The sequence below is a fragment of the Blastococcus sp. VKM Ac-2987 genome (assembly GCF_026967805.1).
In the GTDB taxonomy this organism is placed as follows: domain Bacteria; phylum Actinomycetota; class Actinomycetes; order Mycobacteriales; family Geodermatophilaceae; genus Blastococcus.
Genome location: NZ_JAPVBG010000001.1, coordinates 1,593,443 through 1,611,104, shown reverse-complemented (window position 1 = coordinate 1,611,104; position 17,662 = coordinate 1,593,443). Strand labels below are relative to the sequence as shown.

13 protein-coding genes are annotated in these 17,662 nt (G+C 72.0%); 9 read left to right on the top strand and 4 right to left on the bottom strand.

Translation table 11 applies throughout. The annotated features are described in order from the left end of the window. Window positions 1-67 precede the first annotated feature (67 nt). Together O2W17_RS07980 and O2W17_RS07975 are read left to right on the top strand one after the other, a co-directional pair. Window positions 68-1,078: a discoidin domain-containing protein gene (locus O2W17_RS07980; protein WP_269191864.1), complete on the top strand. Its 1,011-nt coding sequence runs from the start codon at window positions 68-70 to the stop codon at window positions 1,076-1,078. A gap of 133 nt (window positions 1,079-1,211) precedes the next feature. After that, window positions 1,212-3,344, top strand: coding sequence for an acyltransferase family protein (locus tag O2W17_RS07975; protein WP_269191863.1), 2,133 nt, complete (start codon window positions 1,212-1,214; stop codon window positions 3,342-3,344). Window positions 3,345-3,380: 36 nt separating this feature from the next. Here the strand turns inward: O2W17_RS07975 and O2W17_RS07970 are convergent, their stop codons facing one another. Further along, window positions 3,381-4,238: an N-acetylmuramoyl-L-alanine amidase gene (locus O2W17_RS07970; RefSeq protein WP_269191862.1), complete on the bottom strand. Its 858-nt coding sequence runs from the start codon at window positions 4,236-4,238 to the stop codon at window positions 3,381-3,383. A gap of 513 nt (window positions 4,239-4,751) precedes the next feature. Between O2W17_RS07970 and O2W17_RS07965 the strand changes: the two genes are divergently transcribed. From O2W17_RS07965 to O2W17_RS07940, 6 genes are all read left to right on the top strand, one after another. Then, window positions 4,752-5,696 carry a WecB/TagA/CpsF family glycosyltransferase gene (locus O2W17_RS07965; protein ID WP_269191861.1) on the top strand — a complete coding sequence of 315 codons (945 nt, stop codon included), beginning with the start codon at window positions 4,752-4,754 and terminating at the stop codon, window positions 5,694-5,696. Then, on the top strand, window positions 5,689-7,965 hold the full coding sequence (locus tag O2W17_RS07960) for a glycosyltransferase (protein ID WP_269191860.1): 2,277 nt from the start codon (window positions 5,689-5,691) through the stop codon (window positions 7,963-7,965). Before O2W17_RS07965 ends, O2W17_RS07960 begins: the two co-directional genes overlap by 8 nt. Before the next feature lie 80 nt (window positions 7,966-8,045). Continuing rightward, window positions 8,046-9,119 carry an acyltransferase family protein gene (locus O2W17_RS07955; protein ID WP_269191859.1) on the top strand — a complete coding sequence of 358 codons (1,074 nt, stop codon included), beginning with the start codon at window positions 8,046-8,048 and terminating at the stop codon, window positions 9,117-9,119. Between the two features lie 129 nt (window positions 9,120-9,248). Beyond that, the gene (locus O2W17_RS07950; protein WP_269191858.1) at window positions 9,249-10,667 is read left to right on the top strand and encodes a hypothetical protein; all 1,419 of its coding nucleotides are present in this window, start codon (window positions 9,249-9,251) and stop codon (window positions 10,665-10,667) included. Window positions 10,668-10,738: 71 nt separating this feature from the next. Further along, window positions 10,739-11,959 (top strand): O-antigen ligase family protein, encoded by a 1,221-nt coding sequence (locus tag O2W17_RS07945; protein WP_269191857.1) that lies wholly within the window; start codon window positions 10,739-10,741, stop codon window positions 11,957-11,959. Further along, window positions 11,956-13,260 (top strand): lipopolysaccharide biosynthesis protein, encoded by a 1,305-nt coding sequence (locus tag O2W17_RS07940; RefSeq protein WP_269191856.1) that lies wholly within the window; start codon window positions 11,956-11,958, stop codon window positions 13,258-13,260. Before O2W17_RS07945 ends, O2W17_RS07940 begins: the two co-directional genes overlap by 4 nt. Before the next feature lie 169 nt (window positions 13,261-13,429). Here O2W17_RS07940 and O2W17_RS07935 read toward each other — a convergent pair whose 3' ends face one another. From O2W17_RS07935 to O2W17_RS07925, 3 genes are all read right to left on the bottom strand, one after another. After that, window positions 13,430-14,398: an LCP family protein gene (locus O2W17_RS07935; protein WP_269191855.1), complete on the bottom strand. Its 969-nt coding sequence runs from the start codon at window positions 14,396-14,398 to the stop codon at window positions 13,430-13,432. 213 nt (window positions 14,399-14,611) lie between these two features. Beyond that, entirely contained in the window at window positions 14,612-14,938 is a 327-nt protein-coding gene (locus tag O2W17_RS07930; protein WP_269191854.1) for a hypothetical protein, read from the bottom strand. Window positions 14,939-15,136: 198 nt separating this feature from the next. Beyond that, on the bottom strand, window positions 15,137-16,654 hold the full coding sequence (locus O2W17_RS07925; protein ID WP_269191853.1) for an acyltransferase family protein: 1,518 nt from the start codon (window positions 16,652-16,654) through the stop codon (window positions 15,137-15,139). Window positions 16,655-16,691: 37 nt separating this feature from the next. Between O2W17_RS07925 and O2W17_RS07920 the strand changes: the two genes are divergently transcribed. After that, window positions 16,692-17,660, top strand: coding sequence for a polysaccharide lyase (locus tag O2W17_RS07920; protein ID WP_269191852.1), 969 nt, complete (start codon window positions 16,692-16,694; stop codon window positions 17,658-17,660). The last annotated feature ends 2 nt before the right edge of the window (window positions 17,661-17,662 follow it).

Here is a 17,662-nt window from a genome sequence, read left to right as displayed (position 1 = left end):
ATCGTGGCCGGGCCGCGCCGGCGCGCGGATCGCTGCGCCGCCGGCCACCGGAGGGGGGTGACGACGCATGGGCGGGACCGGACCGCGGAACCCGGCCGACGACGACCCCCGGGACCTCGGCGGCGAGCAGCCGCCGGGTGCACCGGACCCGAGCCCTCCCGCTGCGCCCCCGCCGCCGCTCGGTGCCCCGCCGCCCTGGCCGGCCCCGGCGCCGCCGGTCACGCCGGTGTACAGCGTCGGCCCGCAGGCGTGGCTGGCGGAGGACGCACCGGCCCCCGCGGTTCCGCCGCCCCCGCCCCCACCGCCGACCCGGCAGCAGCTCCCGCGACCCCCGCTCCCGCGGCCGACCCGCGAGCTGCCCGCGCAGGGGCCGCAGCCGGGGGCCGGCCCGCCGCCGGGCGCGCCGCTGGTGGGGCCCCGGCGGCGCGAGTGGCCGGTCGGGCTCCTCGTCGCCACCGCCGTGGCGCTCGTCGTGGTGGTCGCTGGCGGCTTCTTCGTCGCCGGTCTGTTCCCGACCTCGTCCGACGGCTCGGGCGCCGGTGACCCCGTGGCGCAGGACGGGGGTGCCGCCACCGAGGGCGGCACCGACACCGCGGCCGGCACGGAGGCCTCCGCGCCGCTGCAGCCGGTGTCGGTGCGGGCCACGTGCCAGGCGCCGCCGAGCGTCGACGCGAGCGGCAACACGGTCACCTACGAACCCGCGCTGACCCTCGACGGCGTCGGGGCGACGGCGTGGCGGTGCGCGGGCTCGGCCGTGGGCCAGCAGCTGGTCTACGACTTCGGCGCCCCCGTGACCCTGACGTCGGTCGCGCTCGTGCCCGGCTACGCGAAGGTGGACCCGGCCGACGGGACGGACCGCTTCCTGGAGAACCGCACGGTCACCGAGGCCGTGTGGCGGTTCGACGACGGGCAGTTGGTGCGCCAGCCGATCGGCTCGCCCACCGCGACGGCTGCGGGGCTCGAGCTCCCCGGCGGTGTGACCACCCGGCAGGTGGTGCTGGAGATCGGCGGCACCGGCAACGACGCGGCGATCCGGAACTTCACCGCGATCAGCGACGTCCGGTTCGCCGGGTACTGACCGGCGGCCGGCCCGCCAGGAACGGGCGGACGGCGCCCTTCGCGACCCTGAAGGCCGGAGGCCTGACCGCCCTGCGTAGCCCGATGGTGTCGCGTGGACCAGAGGTACTCATCGGTCCCAGTACCGTCGTGCCATGACCTCGGCAGATCAGGCGGCGAGCCGGACCACGCCGCGGCCTCCCGGTCGCCCGCTGCGCTTCCGCGGCGACATCCAGGGACTGCGCGCCGTGGCGGTGGCTCTGGTCGTCGGCGATCACGTGTTCGGCTGGCCCCACGGCGGCTTCATCGGGGTCGACGTCTTCTTCGTCATCTCCGGATACCTGATCACCCTGCTGCTCCTCCGCGAGCTCGGCTCGACGGGGACCGTCTCCTTCCGCGACTTCTACGTCCGGCGCGCCAAGCGGATCCTGCCCGCAGCCATGGTGGTGCTGGTCGCGACCGTGGCCGTCGGGTATGTCCTCTTCTTCCTGCCACGGGCGAACCAGACCGCGCTCGATGCGCTGGCCGCGGCGTTGTTCGTCGAGAACTGGCACCTGGTGGCCGTCGGGACCGACTACCTGCAGGCGCAGGGGCCGGTGTCGCCGGTGCAGCACTACTGGTCGCTGTCGATCGAGGAGCAGTTCTACGCGCTCTGGCCGCTCCTCCTGCTCTTCGGCTTCCAGCTGTTCGACCTCGGCCGCCGTCCGCGGCGGCTGGTGTGGTTCATCAGCGTGGGGATCGCCGTCTCGCTGGCGTGGGCGGCGTACCGGACGAGCACCGCTCCCACGGCGGCCTACTTCGACACACTCGCGCGAGCGTCGGAGCTGCTGGCCGGAGCGCTCGTCGCCGTCGTCGCCGGTCGGGTGGCCATCGCCGACCGGTTCCGCGCTGGGCTGAGCCTCGGCGGGCTGGTGGTCATCCTCGTCTCCGCCGTCGTCATCTCGCCGTCGTCGCCGTTCCCCTTCCCGTGGGTGCTGGCGCCGGTGATCGGAGCGGCCCTGGTGCTGCTGGCCGACCCGCCCCCGTCGACGGCCACCGCCCTGCTCACCAATCCGGTGGCGCAGCGGCTCGGCCAGTGGTCGTACTCGATCTACCTGTGGCACTTCCCGGTGGTGGTGTTCGGGGTGGTCGCCCTCGGGAGCTCGTTGCCCGTGCAGCTGGCCCTCGCGGTGCTCACGGTGCTCCTGTCCGCCGCCACGTACCGGTGGATCGAGCAGCCGGTCCTGGCCATCCGCTCCGTGCCCACCTCACCGTGGGAGCGGCGCCGCCGCGGGGGCATCCTGCTCCCCGTCACCCTGGCCGGGGTGCTGCTCGTGGTGGGCATCGCCCAGTTCTGGGGGCCGGCGTGGCTGCGGGGGGTTGAGACCTCCGGTGCGGACCCGGCGATCTCCGCCACCCAGGAGCGGTTGGCTGCGGACGAGCTCGCGGAGCAGGTGGAGGACGCGCTGGCCGCCGACTCCTGGCCGGCCGACCTCACGCCCTCCTTCGACGAGCTGGGGCCCGAGCAGCAGGCGGTGGCGATGGGCATGGCTGCGCCGGGGTGCCGGAACATCGTGGGCGCCTCGGACGAGCCGCTGGTCTGCCAGGAGGGGCCGGAAGGCGCCACCAAGACGGCGCTACTGGTCGGCGACTCGGTGGCTATGAGCTGGGCACCCACGGTCAACGCGACGTTCGAGGGCGACGACTGGCAGGTGCTCGCGCTCGGCTACGCCAACTGCCCGTTCATCGACGTCGCCGTGGCGCCGGAGATCGAGGCGCCTGGCTTCCCCGAAGAGTGCGCGGCCGCCCGCGAGCGCACCCTGCAGTTCATCCAGGAGACTTCGCCCGAGGTGCTGGTCGTGTCGGCGGGGCAGGGGTATCTGGGCGACCTCGTCAGCGGGAGCGAGGGCGAGGCCGTGCTCGACGAGTGGCAGCGCGGCCTCGAGTCGACCCTCGAGGCGGTGGAGCCGTTCGTCGGCTCGGTGGTGGTGCTGAGCAACCCGCCGCTGGGCGCCGACCCCCGTGCGTGCGGCGGCCGGCTGGGCAGCCCGGAGGACTGCGTCCGGCCGATGACCCGCGGCTACGTGGACAAGTCCGAGGCCGAGCGGGCCGCGGTCGAGGAGCTGCAGGGGGCCGGTGCGGACGTCACCTATGTGGACACCCGGGACCTGTTCTGCGCGGACGACCGCTGCCCCGCGTTCGTCGGCTCGGTGCTGCTGCGCACCGACGAGACCCACCTGACGGCAGTGGCCGCGGACCTGGTGGCGGACGCCGTGCGGGAGAGGATTCCGGCCCGGGTCAGGTCGTGATCGCGATGGTTCAGACGGGTCACTGAGGGCCGGGGGTCATTCCGTCACGAACGCGACGACGGCCTCGGCGAGGGCGTCGGCCACGATCCCGCGGCCTGCCGGGGCGGTGAGCAGTGCGGCGTCTGCGGGGTTGCCGAGGTTGCCGGCCTCGAGCATCACCGCCGGCACGTCGGAGTGGTTGAGCGTGCCGAGGTCGGTGCGCTCGTCGATGCCGTCGCGCCCGAGGTAGGTGGCGGGGGAGAGCCCGGCGGCGACCAGTTCGTCCCGCACCGCGAGCGCGGCGCGGGCGCTGTCGGCCTGGATGTCGTCGGTCCACCCCGGGAGCAGCCCGGGCTGGATCACGTGGAAGCCGTGCGCGCCGGCGGCGGCGCCGTCGGCGTGCAGGGAGAGGAGCAGGTCGGCGCCCACGCCGTTGCCCGCCCGCCCGCGCTCGTCGATGCAGGGACCCCAGCCGGCGTCCGCGTCCCGGGTGAGCGGCACGGTGGCGCCGAGAGCCTCCAGCCGGTCCTGGAGTGCCAGGGCCAGCTTCCAGTTGATGGTGGCCTCCGGCAGGCCGTCCGCGGTGGCCGTGCCCGTGGTGTTGCAGGCCTTCTCGAAGCCGCCGGCGTCGACAGGGCGGCCGATCTCCGCTAGGTGCTGGGCGTTGTCCCGGTTGTGCCCGGGATCGAGGACGACGGTGCGGCCGGCCAGGGGGAGGGGAGGCGGGGAGGGGGCCTGATCGGTCTCCGTGCCCGGGGCCGACGCGCCGATCGCCCGCCCCGATGCCGGGCCGCCGTCCCCGCCCCCCACCGCACGGATGACCAGGGCGGCGCAGACCAGCACGAGGACGAGCCCGAGCGCGAAGAGCAGCAGCGGACGCCGACGGTCCGCGGATAGTTCATGCCGCCGAGGCATCAGAGCGCTGGCCCACGGGAGGGCGCGGGCGGCATGGCGCTCCTCCAGACGGGACGGCGGGATCGACGGGGATCCACAACGTGGCCCCGAGTTCAGTCTGCCTGGTCGGCCCGCGTCGGAGTGCCCAGCGAGGAAGGGCACATGGCGTTTCCGGTGGCGCGCATCGGACTCGTGCGCAGCAGTGGGCCGGAGCGCCGGAGCGCCGGAGCGCCGGAGCGCCGGAGCGCCGGAGCGCCGGTCAGCCGGCACGACCGCTGCAATCTTCACGACCGCCGTGTACACCGCTGTGCCGGCACAAGGTGCACGACTCGTAGGACGCGTGGGCGGGGCCCGGACGGTAGCGGACCAGCATTGGGCGCGGAAAGTGACCCAACTCATAGGCGATCGGGCCAAACCATCCTTTCGGGGGTCCTCCCGGCGGAACAGCACATTCTCCTGGGTTGCGGCACCTACAGTTCCGAAGGCCGTTGTGAGCATTCTTTCCGTCAGCCGGCCCAGCGCAATGGAGGACGTGTGACGAGCTCGCGTACTGAGCGGCGAAGTGGTGAAATGGATTGGTCGACGAAACTCGCGCAGAATCTTGCGAATCGTATCCACTCGCGTGACGGTGCAGCTGTCACCTGGTACAACCACTGGTCGATCGGTCGTTCTATCGACCTCGAGGTCGACGTGGAGCAGTTCACGCACGTGTGCCTCGACGGCATATTGTTGCGCTCCCTGGTTGCGCCCTCTGCGCCTCGCACCAGCGCCGACCTCGTGCTCCCCTTGCTCTTCGAGCGGGCGGGTGCGAACTGTCGTGTCGCGTTGATCGGATCGACTCGAGCAAGCCTGGCGGCCGCGGAACAAGCCATACGGGCCGCGTCACCGAACGTCGAGGTGGTGCTGAGCCGAGATGGCTACGAGGAGCTCAGTCCACCGGAGGCCATGGCCGCCGCCATCCGTGAGGCTGATGCCGACGTCGTCGTCGTGGGGCTGGGCGCCCCCTTGCAGGACGCGTACCTCCTGGCGCTGCGCGCGCACGGGCTCCGTGACCGGGTTCTGCTCACCTGCGGTGGCTGGCTCGACCAGGTGTCGAACATGCGCTACTACCCCCGGTTCGCTTACCGACTGAAGATCAACTGGTTGGTCCGCGTGGTCCGTGAGCCGCGTCGGTTGTGGCGTCGTTACACCGTCGACGCAGTGGCCGCCGTGCGTCGCCGGCAGCAGATGCGCCGGTTCCTGCTGGTTCGTGGGGCCGTCCCGTTGGGCGTGATGCTGCGCGCCTGCTCCCCGGGAGCCGTCGTCGACCGGGCCCCAGAGTCGTCGCAGGTCGAGCTCGTGAAGAAGGAACTGGTGACCGACGCCGGCCCCCGCCCTGTCGTTCCGGCCGCCAGGGACCGCCGTGCTGCGGCCCAGGAGTCCTACGCGGTTGCCCGTGAGGCTGTCGTGACGGCTCTGGGGGTGACCGCAGTTGACTGACCATCGTTCCGATGCGGCGGACGTCGTCGTCGGCATCGTCACGCATCGGAGGCCGGAGCAGCTCGGGCAGTTGCTCGAGCGACTCACCGGTCAATTGGCTACCGAGCCAGAAGGGCGGCGGCTCGCGGTCGTCGTCGTGGACAACTCCCCGGACCGCGAGGCGGAAGTTGTGGTGCGGCGGTACGCCGCGAAGGTCTCGTTCCCGGTGCAGTACGTGCCCCATGGGGCCGGCAACATCGCCAGCGGGCGCAACGCCCTGCTGGACGCCGCCGCTCACCGGGCGCCCGTGATGGCCTGCCTCGACGACGACGAGATCCCCGCCGACGACTGGCTCGCCGCTCTGGTCGGCGCGCTCGGCCGTGCCGGTGCCGACATCGTCGTCGGGCCGGTGCTGGCGCGGTACCCCTCGGACGCCCCGGCGTGGATCTCCAGGCCCGTGTTCCACTCCGTGCCCGACGGGTGGGAAGAGGGCTGGGTGACCGACGCGTGGAGCGGGAACTTCGCCCTGGCGACGGAACTCATCGGTCGGCTCGGCCTGCGGTTCGACGAGCGGCTGGGCATCTCCGGCGGCGAGGACCAGCTGTTCTTCCGCCAGGCCCGAGAGGGAGGGGCGCGGATCTACTACGCGCCGCAGGCGATCGCTCATGAATGGGTGCCCCGGGACAGGTTGTCGCTTCGGTACCTCCTGCGCCGCGAGTACCGGAAAGGCACCACGCTGGGACTGCTGGACCGAGCCTCGGGCCACCAGAGGTGGGGGAAGCCGGCGCGACGATTGCTGAAGGCCGCCTTCTGGTTGGCGAGCGGAGGGCTCGCTGCCGTTCGCAGCGCGGTGTGCGGTCAGAGGTCCGCGCTCGCCCTGGGGCTCATGCGTGCTGCCCGTGGACTCGGCATGGTCGGCGGGCTCCTGGGCAGGACGATCGACCTGTACGTGCACGGGGAGACCGACCCGGCTTCGTCGCCGGCCACCATCGCCGTCGTCGCTGCCGAAGGACCCGAGTACCAGCACGCCGGTCACGCGCGGCACCTGGCGGCGTTCGTCTCGCGCTATCGCTCGCTGGGGTTTCGAGTCGCCGTGGTCGTGACGGGCTCACGCACCGGCTTCCTGGTCCGGAAGTCCCCACCAGGGGAGGTCTACTACTCGCCGGCGCTCCGGACGATCGGCGGGGTGCAATTCGTGTCCAGCCCGGTCGCCATCGCCACCCAGCTGGCCTGGTGGCTGTTCCGGCGGTCCCCGCGCGTTCTCCAGGCGCCGGTCGATCGACTGCGTACCCGCCTGCGGGCTCGCGCGGGCGTGGCCCACGTCCTCGGTGCGTGGCCGACCGCGGCGACGTCGCGGTGGGTGGCGCAGACCCTGGAGGAGCTGCAGCCCCAGGCCGTCTTCTACAACACGATCTTCACTGTGCCGTCACCCCCCGTCCGGCCCGCGTCGGTGACGACGCAGGGGCTCATCGCGCATGACGTGGTCTCGGAGAGGGCGGAGAGTTTTCGCGCTGCCGGTCACGCGATCCGGCCCGCCGACTTCTCGGCGAGCACGGAGGCCACCTGGCTGCAGTCCTTCGACACGATCACCGCCATCCAGTGGGACGATGCCCGGACTCTCCGGAGCATGGCTCCCCGGGCGCACGTCGTCGTCACGCCCGTTGCCCTGCAGGTCGAACCCGCTCCGCGTGACGGAGTCGTCCCCGGACGGTGCCTGTTCGTGGGGAGCGGGTCCCTGCACAACGTGGAGGCCATCAACTGGTTCCTCGAAGAGTGCTGGCCCACGGTGGCCCGTCGCAACCCGGGAAGCGAGCTTCATGTCGTCGGCACGGTGTGTGCACGCCTGGGGAAGGTGCCCGACCAGGTCATCCTCCGCGGTGAGCTTCCGGATCTTGCGCCGGAGTACGCCGCCGCGAGCGTCGCCATCGCACCGCTGCGCTCGGGGAGCGGGCTGAAGGTCAAGGTCGTGGAGTCCATCTGCCACGGTCTGGCAACGGTCACCACGGCGGTGGGCGCCCAGGGGCTCGGCGCGCTGGATCCTCGGCCGTATCTCCTGGCCGACGAGGCGACCGCATTCGCCGACGGGGTCGTGCGCCTGCTGCGCGACCCGGGGGCAAGGCGCGAGCTGGAGCACGCGGCGGCGGACGCCGCCGAGCTGTTCGCTCCCGGCCGTGCGTACGCAGAGCTGGACGAGCGCCTCGCCGATGTCGGGATCATCCCGAAAGCGGGCGGGCTCCCGGGGTCCGCCGATGCGCCTCTTCCGGTGCTGCCCGTGGCTGCGCCGGCATGACCTCCCGCGCGCCCTCCCCGACGGAACGGGCGGCGCGGGCGCGCCTGCCCGCCCCGGTACCCACCACGAGCCGACCGCGGTTGGACTCCCTCACCGGCCTGCGGTTCGTCGCGGCATTCGCCGTCTTCGCGCTCCACTCGCTGAGCTTCGGCCAGCACGGCTGGGCGGCGAGCGTCTTCACCGCCGGCACGACCGGCGTCTCCTTCTTCTTCCTGGTCAGCGGTTTCGTCATGACCTGGACCGCCAGGGGTGACGACACGGCTGCCGAGTTCTACCGCCGCCGGTTCGCGCGCATCTACCCCGCCTACGCCGTCACCTGGCTGCTCTCCGTCGCGTTGATGCTGCTCGATCACCGGCGGCCGTCGCTGGTCGACCTGGTCCCGCTGACGTTGACCCAGTCCTGGGCGCCCGACGAGGCCGTCTACTGGGCGACGAACGCCGTCTTCTGGACCCTGTCCTGCGAGGCATTCTTCTACCTGATGTTCCCGCTGCTACACCGGGCGGTGCGTGCGTGGACGGTCCGATCGGCGATGGCCGGCGTGGCCGCCCTCATCGTGCTGGTGCAGGCCAATGCCGCACTCGCTGTCGCAGCGGGCGGCGGCCCGACCTCGCACTGGCTGGTCACGGTCTTCCCGGTTGCGCGCTTGCTCGAATTCTTGATCGGCATGCTCGTCGGGCGGATCGCCGTCCACGGGGTTCGTCGGTCCCCGCCGCTCTGGGCGGCCGCGACGTTCGCCCTGTCTGCGTTCCTCCTGGCGAACCACGTGCCGGCGGCTTTCCGGGACGTCGCCGTCACCATCCTCCCGTTCGCCGTCCTGGTGTGGGCCGCGGCGCAGGCGGACATCGAAGGGCGGCCATCGTTCCTCCGTCTTCCGGCCCTCGTCAGATTGGGCGTGTGGTCGTACGCCTTCTACCTCGCGCACACGCTGGTCCTGCGCGTCGTGTTCGGGGGGATCGAGCGGCTCGGCGTGGGCCAGGAGCTGGTGGGAGCGCCACTCCTCCTGGCTACGGTGACAGCGCTGGTGGGGTCGGTGGCGGCCGCGTGGCTGCTGCACGTGGCCGTCGAGGTTCCGCTGGAGAGCCGACTGCGTCCTCCCCCACGCCGGGTCGCGCGGCAGCGAGGTCCCACCCGGGACGGCCGGGGGGACGGGTAGCCGGCGACTCGCTCGCAGGGGTGGCACACGAATGCGAGATGTGCCGGTCGAGTGCGCGTCATGCCTACCATCACATTGCTCCGCACGCATTGATCGGTAACGCGAACCCTGACCGACGAGAGGCCTTTCGTGGAATTGCGACTCCTGTACCATGCAATTCGACGGTCTCTGGTCCTGGTCGCTGTGATGACATTCCTAGGAGCCGTTCTCGGCGCTGCCGGCTGGCATCTCGTCCTGCCGTCCGGCTGGCAGGCCTCGGCGGTGCTCGTGATGGACAGCACCGCCATTCTCGTGCCTGGTCAGCAGCCGTTCAGCGGTGACCCCGAGCGGTATGTGACCAGCGAGATGGAACTGCTCACGAGCTACGCGATCGCCGAAGAGGCAGCGGGCAAGCTGTCTTCCTCGGTACAGGCGTCGGACGTCCGTGATGCGCTGGACCTCTCGCACGTCACCGGAACCGACGTCGTGCAGGTCGTGGCCCGCGCCGACTCCGCCGATGAGGCGCGCGACATCGCGAACGCCGTCGCTTCGACGTACGTGGTGAGACGGGAAGAGTCGGCCCAGGCCGCGCTGGCGGAGCGACGACGACAGCTGGACGCGCAGGCTCGGGATCTGGAGGGCCGCCTTGCCGACCCGGGGCTGTCCGGAGCGCTGGCGAGCGCCCTGGGTGTCCAGCTTGCCGCGGTGACATCGGATCTCACGGAGCTCTCGGGAAGCGGCGTGCTGCGCGATGCGACGCGGGTTGTGGACGAGGCGCGGAGCGCATCTCCCGCGCGTCTCCTCTCGCGACTGCAGGCGGTCGCCGGGGGAGCGGTCGCCGGTGGGGTGCTCGGCGTGGTCGTCGGGGTGGTGCGGGGATCCCGGCGGCCGCTCGTGGTGAGCCGCACGCAAGTCGAGTCCATGACCGGCGTCCCGGTCGTGGCCGAGTTCCCCCGCGTCAGTGCGGCTGATCTCCGGACCCCGGAAGCGCTGCTCCGACGGGTCGATGAACCCGTTCGCCGGTTGGCCGCACTCGTCGAGCCGGGGGGTGGCTCCGCCACGCCGGCCGTCATCGCGGTGTGCAGCGCTGCCCCGGAGGCCGGAACCTCGACCGTCTGGTCGGCTCTGGCTTCGTGGCAGGCCGCGACGGGCCGACGGGTCCTGGCCGTGACCCTCGACGAGGCCGCCGGTGCGCGATCGGTCCTGACCGGTGGCCCCGACTCACCGGGGCGCGAGCTCGTCCCGGGACCCGCCGATGCACCTGGGTGGCGCTGGTCCGACGGAGCCACCGCGGGGCTCGTGGTGAGCCGGCACGGCGATCCGCGCGCGCTGCCGGCGGGCGACGTGCTGGGCAGCCAGCCCGACGATGTGACTGCGTTCGACGTAGTGGTCGTGGACGTCTCGTCGATCGTCGTGTCACCGACGGCGCGTTCAGTCCTTCGCGCCGCCGACCATGTCGTTCTCGCGGTGCCGCTGCCGGAGCAATCCGAGACGGACCTGCGACTCGGCCTCGGGATCCTGGAGAGGGAGACCAAGGCCGACGTCCACGTGGTCGCCACCCGTCCGTGACCGCGGGGCCGTTCCTCCGGGTCGGACCAGGGAGAAGGGTTGCCGAAACGGGGGCTGCGCCCCTCCTGACGGTGTCGTTCCTCGTCTCCCAGTGGTCCGACGTCGCCGCGATGCGGTGGACGCTCCGGCTGCTCCCGCTCGCAGCCCTGGTGACGATCCTGTGCCTGCCGGCGGAGCGGCGTGGCCGCCTGCGGTTGCCCCTGCCGATGCTCCTGTTCGGCGGCTGGTGTCTGCTGTCGGTGCTGTGGACGTCGGACCAGGCGAACTCCGTGCGCCGGTGCGTGGACGTCTTCGCGCTGCTGACGGTCGGGTGGGTGGTCGGCCAGGTTCTCGGCTTGCCGGCCGCGCGACACGTGCTCGCGCTGGCTGTCCGGGGCGTCCTCCTGGCATCCGTGGTGGTGCTGGTCGTGCTCCCGGACTGGTCGACCACGCCCGGCGCTGACGGAGCCCCCGGCTGGCACGGTCTCTTCCCGCACAAGAACGGTCTCGGGTTCTTCTGCGCGGTCGCCTTCGTGACCCTCTACTGCGACACGTCGGCCGGATGGCGGAGAAGGCTGTGGCTTGCCCTGTGCGCGATCGTCGTCGTCGGCAGTCAGTCGGCCAGTGCGCTGGGCGCCACGGCCGCGGCCGGCTGCGTTATCGGGTGGCATGCCTTGCGAGGGGAGCGTCCGGACGACCGTCGACGGCTGAGAACGGATGTCATGGCGGCGGCCGCGCTGCTCATCGCCGTCCTCTGCATCGTCGCCCGCCCGGGGCTCGGGCTCGAACTGCTCGGGCGGGACAGCTCTCTGACCGGCCGCCGGGAGATATGGACCGCGGTGATCCGGCAGATCGGCGAGCGCCCCATCGAGGGCTACGGCTTCGGCGGTGTGTGGGACCGGGCTTCCCCGGTGACCCTGGAGATCTGGCGGGAGTCCCGGTTCGAAGCCTTCTATGCGCACAACGGCTACCTCGACCTGCCGCTGCAGGTCGGGTTCGTCGGGCTCGGACTGTTCCTCGTGCTCGTCGTCTCCCTGGTCCTCCGAGCGCTCGGCCACCGCCCGTATGCGGAGGCGGCCTGGCCGCTGGGCCTGCTCGCCGTGCTGCTGATCACCGCCTTCACCGAGAGTTCCCCTTTCACCGGCGAGGGCCTGCTGCTGCTCGCGCTGCTCGGCGGATTCCTGACGCCTCCGGCTGTTCCTGACGGGCGATCGCCGCTCCGTACGGCTCGCAGGTCGCCGGCTGTCGCCGGTGCATCGTCGGCGGGGCCGGTCGCAGTCGGCTCCGGTGCCGGTCGGGCGGAGCAGCGGTGAACCCCGGGTACGGCGGCTCGCTCCGCGCGTTGTGGCGCCGCAGCGCGAAACGGTTGGCCGGGGACACCGGCTGGGCGGCTGTGGTCGAGCTCGTGACCATGGTGTCGGGACTGGTCGTCATGTTCGTCATCAGCACTCGGCTGGGGCCGGGTGCATATGGTTACTTCGTCGGTGCACAAGCGCTGATCGCCGCGCTCGGCATGGTCTCCTACGGGGCGGTGGCCCAGCTGCTGATGCAGGGGATCGTGCGTGATCGCCGCCCGCCCGGTGAGGTGTTCGGCCGCGCCCTGGGATTGGCACTTGCCACGACCTGCGCCGCCCTGCTGACGGGCTTGCTGCTCAGCGGGATCCTCTTCCCAGGCCTCGACGCGGCCGTCTTCGGTCTCCTGGCGGTGGCCGAACTGTTGGGCATGGGAGCGGTCGTCCTGTCGGCCGCATACCGCCAGGCGCTGGACGCTTACCGCGAGTCCGTGATCCCCCGGGTGCTCCTGCTCCTAGGACGGACGGGAGCCGTCGTCGGTCTGGCGGCGCTCGGCAGCATGTCGCTCGGTCAGGTCGCGGCTGCCTTCTGCGTGCTCGGTCTGCTCGTGGCCGCCGTCGTGCTCGGGCAGCTCCGCGTGCGGGATGGCGTTCCCCTGCGCCCGCGCAAGCCCACGACGCAGGAGGTGTGCGACGGGATGTCCGCTGCGACCTCGCTCCTCGCGTTCTCCGTCCATGAGGACGCTGACAAGGTGTTGATGGTCCGATTGGCCGATCCCGTCACGGCCGGGCTGTACGCGGCCGCCTACCGGGCGGTTCAGGTCGTCGCCGCACCCATCAAGGCGCTGGTGACGGCGTCCCACCGCCGCTTCCTCGTCCACGATCCCGACGCCACGGGGGAGCACACCCGGCGGTCGCGGGCGTACACCGTGCTGGGTGCTAGCTACGGAATCCTCGCCTCGGCCGTGGCCATCGCCGCCGCTCCCCTGCTCCCGGCGGTGCTCGGGGAGGACTACCGGGGCTCGGTGCCCATGGTGCAGGTGCTCGCGGTCCTGGTCCTCCTGCGCGGCCTCGGAGCATTCAGCTTCAACGGTCTCCTGGGACTCGGGGCGCACGGGTACCGGATGTACGCCATCTCCGTCGCGGCGGTGGCCGCGGCGGTGCTCAACCTGACCCTCATCCCACGCTTCTCGTGGTGGGGTGGCGCCGTGGCCACGCTGGCGGCGGAGTTCCTCTTCGTCGCCCTCGCGTGGTGGGCTCTTCTCCGCGCCCAACGCCGGCACGATCGCGCGGTGGGCGCATCGGTGGTCGCCACTGCGTGACCGGCGTCCAGCGAGGCATTCGTGGCGAGCGGTCCGCGGCCCGGTGGGTCTCGTTCAGCAGGCCGGCGGCGCCGCACAGTTCCCGGCGCGGGGCGCTGCTCCTCCGGCGGCCACGCATCCCGGGACGGGCCTCGAGGCTGCCGTCGAAGCCGGTCGATTCAGCAGGCGGTCAGCGGGGGACGGCGGGGAGGGCCTCGTCGGCGAACTCGTCGGCGTTCTGGCCCAGCGAGTCGCTGCGCAGGTAGCCCCACATGCGGTCGGCAGCCACGTCGTCGAGGTAGACCACGCTGGCCGCCCCCTCCATCCCGGTGCCGAGCACGGGTGCGGTGAAGAACTCGACGTCGGCGGGGGTCACCCCGCGCATCGAGTAGGCCATGCTCACCAGCTCGGCGTTGCCGAGGGCGTCGTCGACGCCGACCGCGCTGGTGATGGCCAGCATCGCGGCGTCCAGCTTCGGCGGGCTGGTGAAGGTGTCGGAGCTGAACAGCTTGTCGAACATCGCCCGCAGGTACTGCTGCTGCCGCTTCACCCGGTCGAAGTCACCGCCGGCGAGGCCGTAGCGCTGCCCCAGGTACCAGCGGGCCTCATCGCCGTCGAGGTGGTTGAGGCCGGCCTCGAACGTGTACGGGCCGTTCCGGGTCGTCTCCGCCACCACCACGTCGACGCCGCCGAGGTCGTCGGTCACCTGGATGAGGCCCTCGAAGTCGATGGCCACGTAGTGGTCGATGCGCACCTGGGTCAGCTGCTCCACCGTCTGGATCAGCAGCGACGGGCCGCCGAAGGCGTAGCTGGCATTGATCTTGTTCATCCCGTAGCCGGGGATGTCGACCCACGAATCGCGCGGGATGGAGATCAGCTGCGCGTGCTGACGATCGGCCGAGAGCCGGGCCAGCATGATCGCGTCCGAGCGGCCGCCGGGATCGACGCCCTGCTCGCCTTCGCTACGGGTGTCTGAGCCGACCAGCAGGAAGGTGATCGGCTCTTCGCCGGCGTCCTGCTGCGGCGTGGCCGGCGCGGGGCGCCCTTCCTCCTGCAGATCTGCGAAGACGTCGGAGACGCGGTCGATGTTGCCGGCCCACCGGTCGGCGAGGAACCAGAAGCCGCCACCGACCAGCACGACCAGGACGAGAGCCAGCACGCCGAGGCTGATCAGCACCCGCCGCCCGCGGCGGCGGGGGCGTGCGTCACCCGTCGTCCCGGAGAGGTGCGCTTGACCTCTGTCGCGTCCGTCCTGCCCGGACGAGCCGATCCCGTCGCCGCGCATGCCTTTGCCCCCGTCAGCCGTCGAGCCCGGCCGAGGGTACGGCCGGGCGACGGAGGGCGGCGGTAGACCTGCCCCTCGGGAGTGAGGTCAGGCCGCCCCGGGCTGCCGCTCGCTGGGGATGCGTTCGACGGGCGTGACGCAGCCGTGCACGGTCGTCCGGCGGAGCCGCTGCGGCGGGACGGGGACGGCCTGGGCCGCAGCCGACCGGTGGTCGGGCCAGGGCCGATCGTCCCCGGCACCCGCGGGGCGGGGGACCGTCGACTGCGTGGCTGCTGCTCCGGCGGCCCGCTCCCCGAGTCGAGCCACGGCTTCTGCGGCTCGGCGGTCGGCCAGGCGGATGGATCCCCCGATGAGGAGTGCGGCACCGAGGGCGACGACCACCCACACCGCGATGACGATCAGCACCCAGCTCATGGGCTGTTCCTTGGTGTCGCCGGCTCGACGCCGGATCCGACAGGACGGGACTGCCATTCCCCCGTGACCGGGATCACTTCCCCGAAAGGTACCCGCGCATGCCCGATCGCGGGTCACAGCTGTGCAAAGTCGATGCCCCCCAAACCTGGTGGGTGGTCCGGTCCTAGCTCCGACCGGATTCCCGGCGGCGGCGACGCGCTACCGCTTCTGGGCGTGGCCGGCGCCGCCGGTGCTGACCGGCAGCGTGCCACCGCGCAGCCGTCGCTCCAGCGGCTTCTCGACCACGGAGAAGAGCACGTACGCGCTGGCGACCGACACGACCAGGGCCAGCACCGTCGCACCGATGGCCACGAGGACCGTGGTGGGCTCGAGCACGTAGTCCACGGCCCGGATGACCAGCTGGTGGGTGAGGTAGAAGGCGAACGACCACTCGCCGAGTTTCACCAGCACCGGGTGCCGGAACACCGACGGGCGGCCGTCGAGGTCGGCCTGCGCCGCCGTCGCGATGGTCAGCGCGAACGGGATGAACGGGATGGCCACCCAGATCAGGTACGCGGGAGCGACCACCGCGATGGCGTAGGCGATGGCGACCAGGCCCAGGGCCCCCCAGATGCCGATACGGCGGATCCGGCGACCCTCCTTGATCCACAGCGCGATCAGGATGCCGAGGCCGAACTCCCACAGGCGCTGCACCGGGAAGATGAAGATCGCCCAGTCGGCCACCGTCTCACCGTGGGTCAGCGGCGCCAGCACGAGCGGCGGCACGATGACCAGCAGGCACAGCACCCCGGCGGCCCACCAGCGCGCCCGGTCGGAGAGCCGCAGCGCCCAGACGATGAGCAGCGGGAACATGGCGTAGAAGAACATCTCGCAGGAGATCGACCACGTGACGCCGTTCCCGGCCCAGTAGTACTCGTTGTCCGGGATCCACGCGTGCAAGCCGATGAACGACGGCGCCATGTGCCACAGCAGGTCCCCGGTCTCCTCCGGGCGGGCCAGCGCGTTCAACGGGATGAACGCGATCACCGCGACCCAGTACGCCGGCGCGATGCGGGCGAAGCGCCGTCGGTAGAACGGGCCGACCCGGTCGCCGGGGCGGTGGGTCCAGGTGAGCACGAACCCGCTCAGGATGAAGAAGAAGCTCACCCCGGCCGCGCCCGGCTCGAGGTACGGGTCGATCGCCTCGGCGACGGGGGTGAACTCGAACGACGCGATCGAGTGCGAGGCGAAGACCAGCAGCGCCGCCACGAAGCGCAGCCCGGTCAGCGAGTCCAGCCGCGCCGTGCGCGGCCGGGCCGGGGTCGCTCCGGAGGAGGGGCCGCCGGAGGAGGGCGAAGGCGCGCCGGCGGGGCTCTCGCCGCGCCGGGGCGGGAGGGACGACGGCCGATGGGCCCCTCGCTGGCCGGTCGGCCGTGTCCACGACGTCGCGCTCGAGCGTGGCGTCGACACCACTACTTCCTCCAGGGCGCGCGGAATACGCCGAGCGGCTCGGCGACAGCTCGCCCGGTGAAGATCATCTCCACCACGATAAGCGCTGCTGGTCGGCACCGCTCGCCTTCGGGCACACGGACGTGTGAACACTCGGTTGCGCACCGCGTGGCGGTGACGCTCCACGTACAGGCTGTAGATCGGTACATTCGATTGCGTCCGCCCCTTCCGGGCGGCCGGTGACGCCTGCCGCCATGCGGGGTCCGGACGCCGTTCGGGGCGCCGCATCGCCCACCGTCCGAGAACGTGCGCGAAGAGGAGTGTCGTGACCCGAGGACGCCGCCGGCTGCCGCTCGTCCTGGTGGTGACGGCCTCCCTCGTCCTGACGGCGTGCGGCTCCGACGACCCCGCCTCCGACGAGGCGGCCCCCTCCTCCGCGCCCGCCCCCGAGCCCGCGCAGCCCACGTCGACGCCGCTGGAGACCGAGGAGATCCCGGTGTCCGAGCTCGATCCCGTCCCGACGACGGGGCCGCTTTTCGCCACGTCGGGGTTCCCCTCGCGGTCGTCCGCCGAGGGGGCGCCCGAGCACGTGTGGAGCTACGGCGACGGCGACCTCTCCGACTGGAGCGAGCTGCACGTCGCCCGCCCCGAGCAGGTGCGGATCGTCGACGAGCCGGTGCGCCCCGGGTACGAGTACTCGGCGGAGTTCTCCGCCCGTCCCGGCGACTTCACCTTCGGCGTCGACACCACCATCCGCGGCGAGGTGCGCTCCACGATCGAGGAGGCCGGCGTGCCCCGCGAGGGCGACGTCCAGTGGTACTCGTGGTCGACGTACTTCCCCGAGGACTTCCTGTGGGACGGCCGGGACCAGTTCCTCATCTACACGCAGTGGCACCAGACGGCGAACGAGGGATCGCCCAACGTCGACCTCTGGGTCACCGACGGGCCCGAGCCGGAGCTGCGCCTGTCGATGCGCGGCGGGTTGCTGGGCCAGGAGGCCCCGCAGTACACCGCCGTCTACGACCTCGGCCCGCTCGAGAAGGGGGAGTGGCTCGACCACACCGTCCGGATCGAGTGGTCCACCGACCCCGACGAGGGCAGCGTCCAGGTCTGGATCGACGGCGAGCAGCGGGTGGACGCCGTCGGGGCCAACCTGTTCGAGGGGCAGAGCGTCTACCTCAAGCAGGGCATCTACGCGGCCAACAACACCAGGCGCGAGCACACCCTGTACTTCACCGACGTCCTGCGCGGCGACACCAGGGAGAGCGTGGCCCTCGAGCCGGCCGCCGACTGACC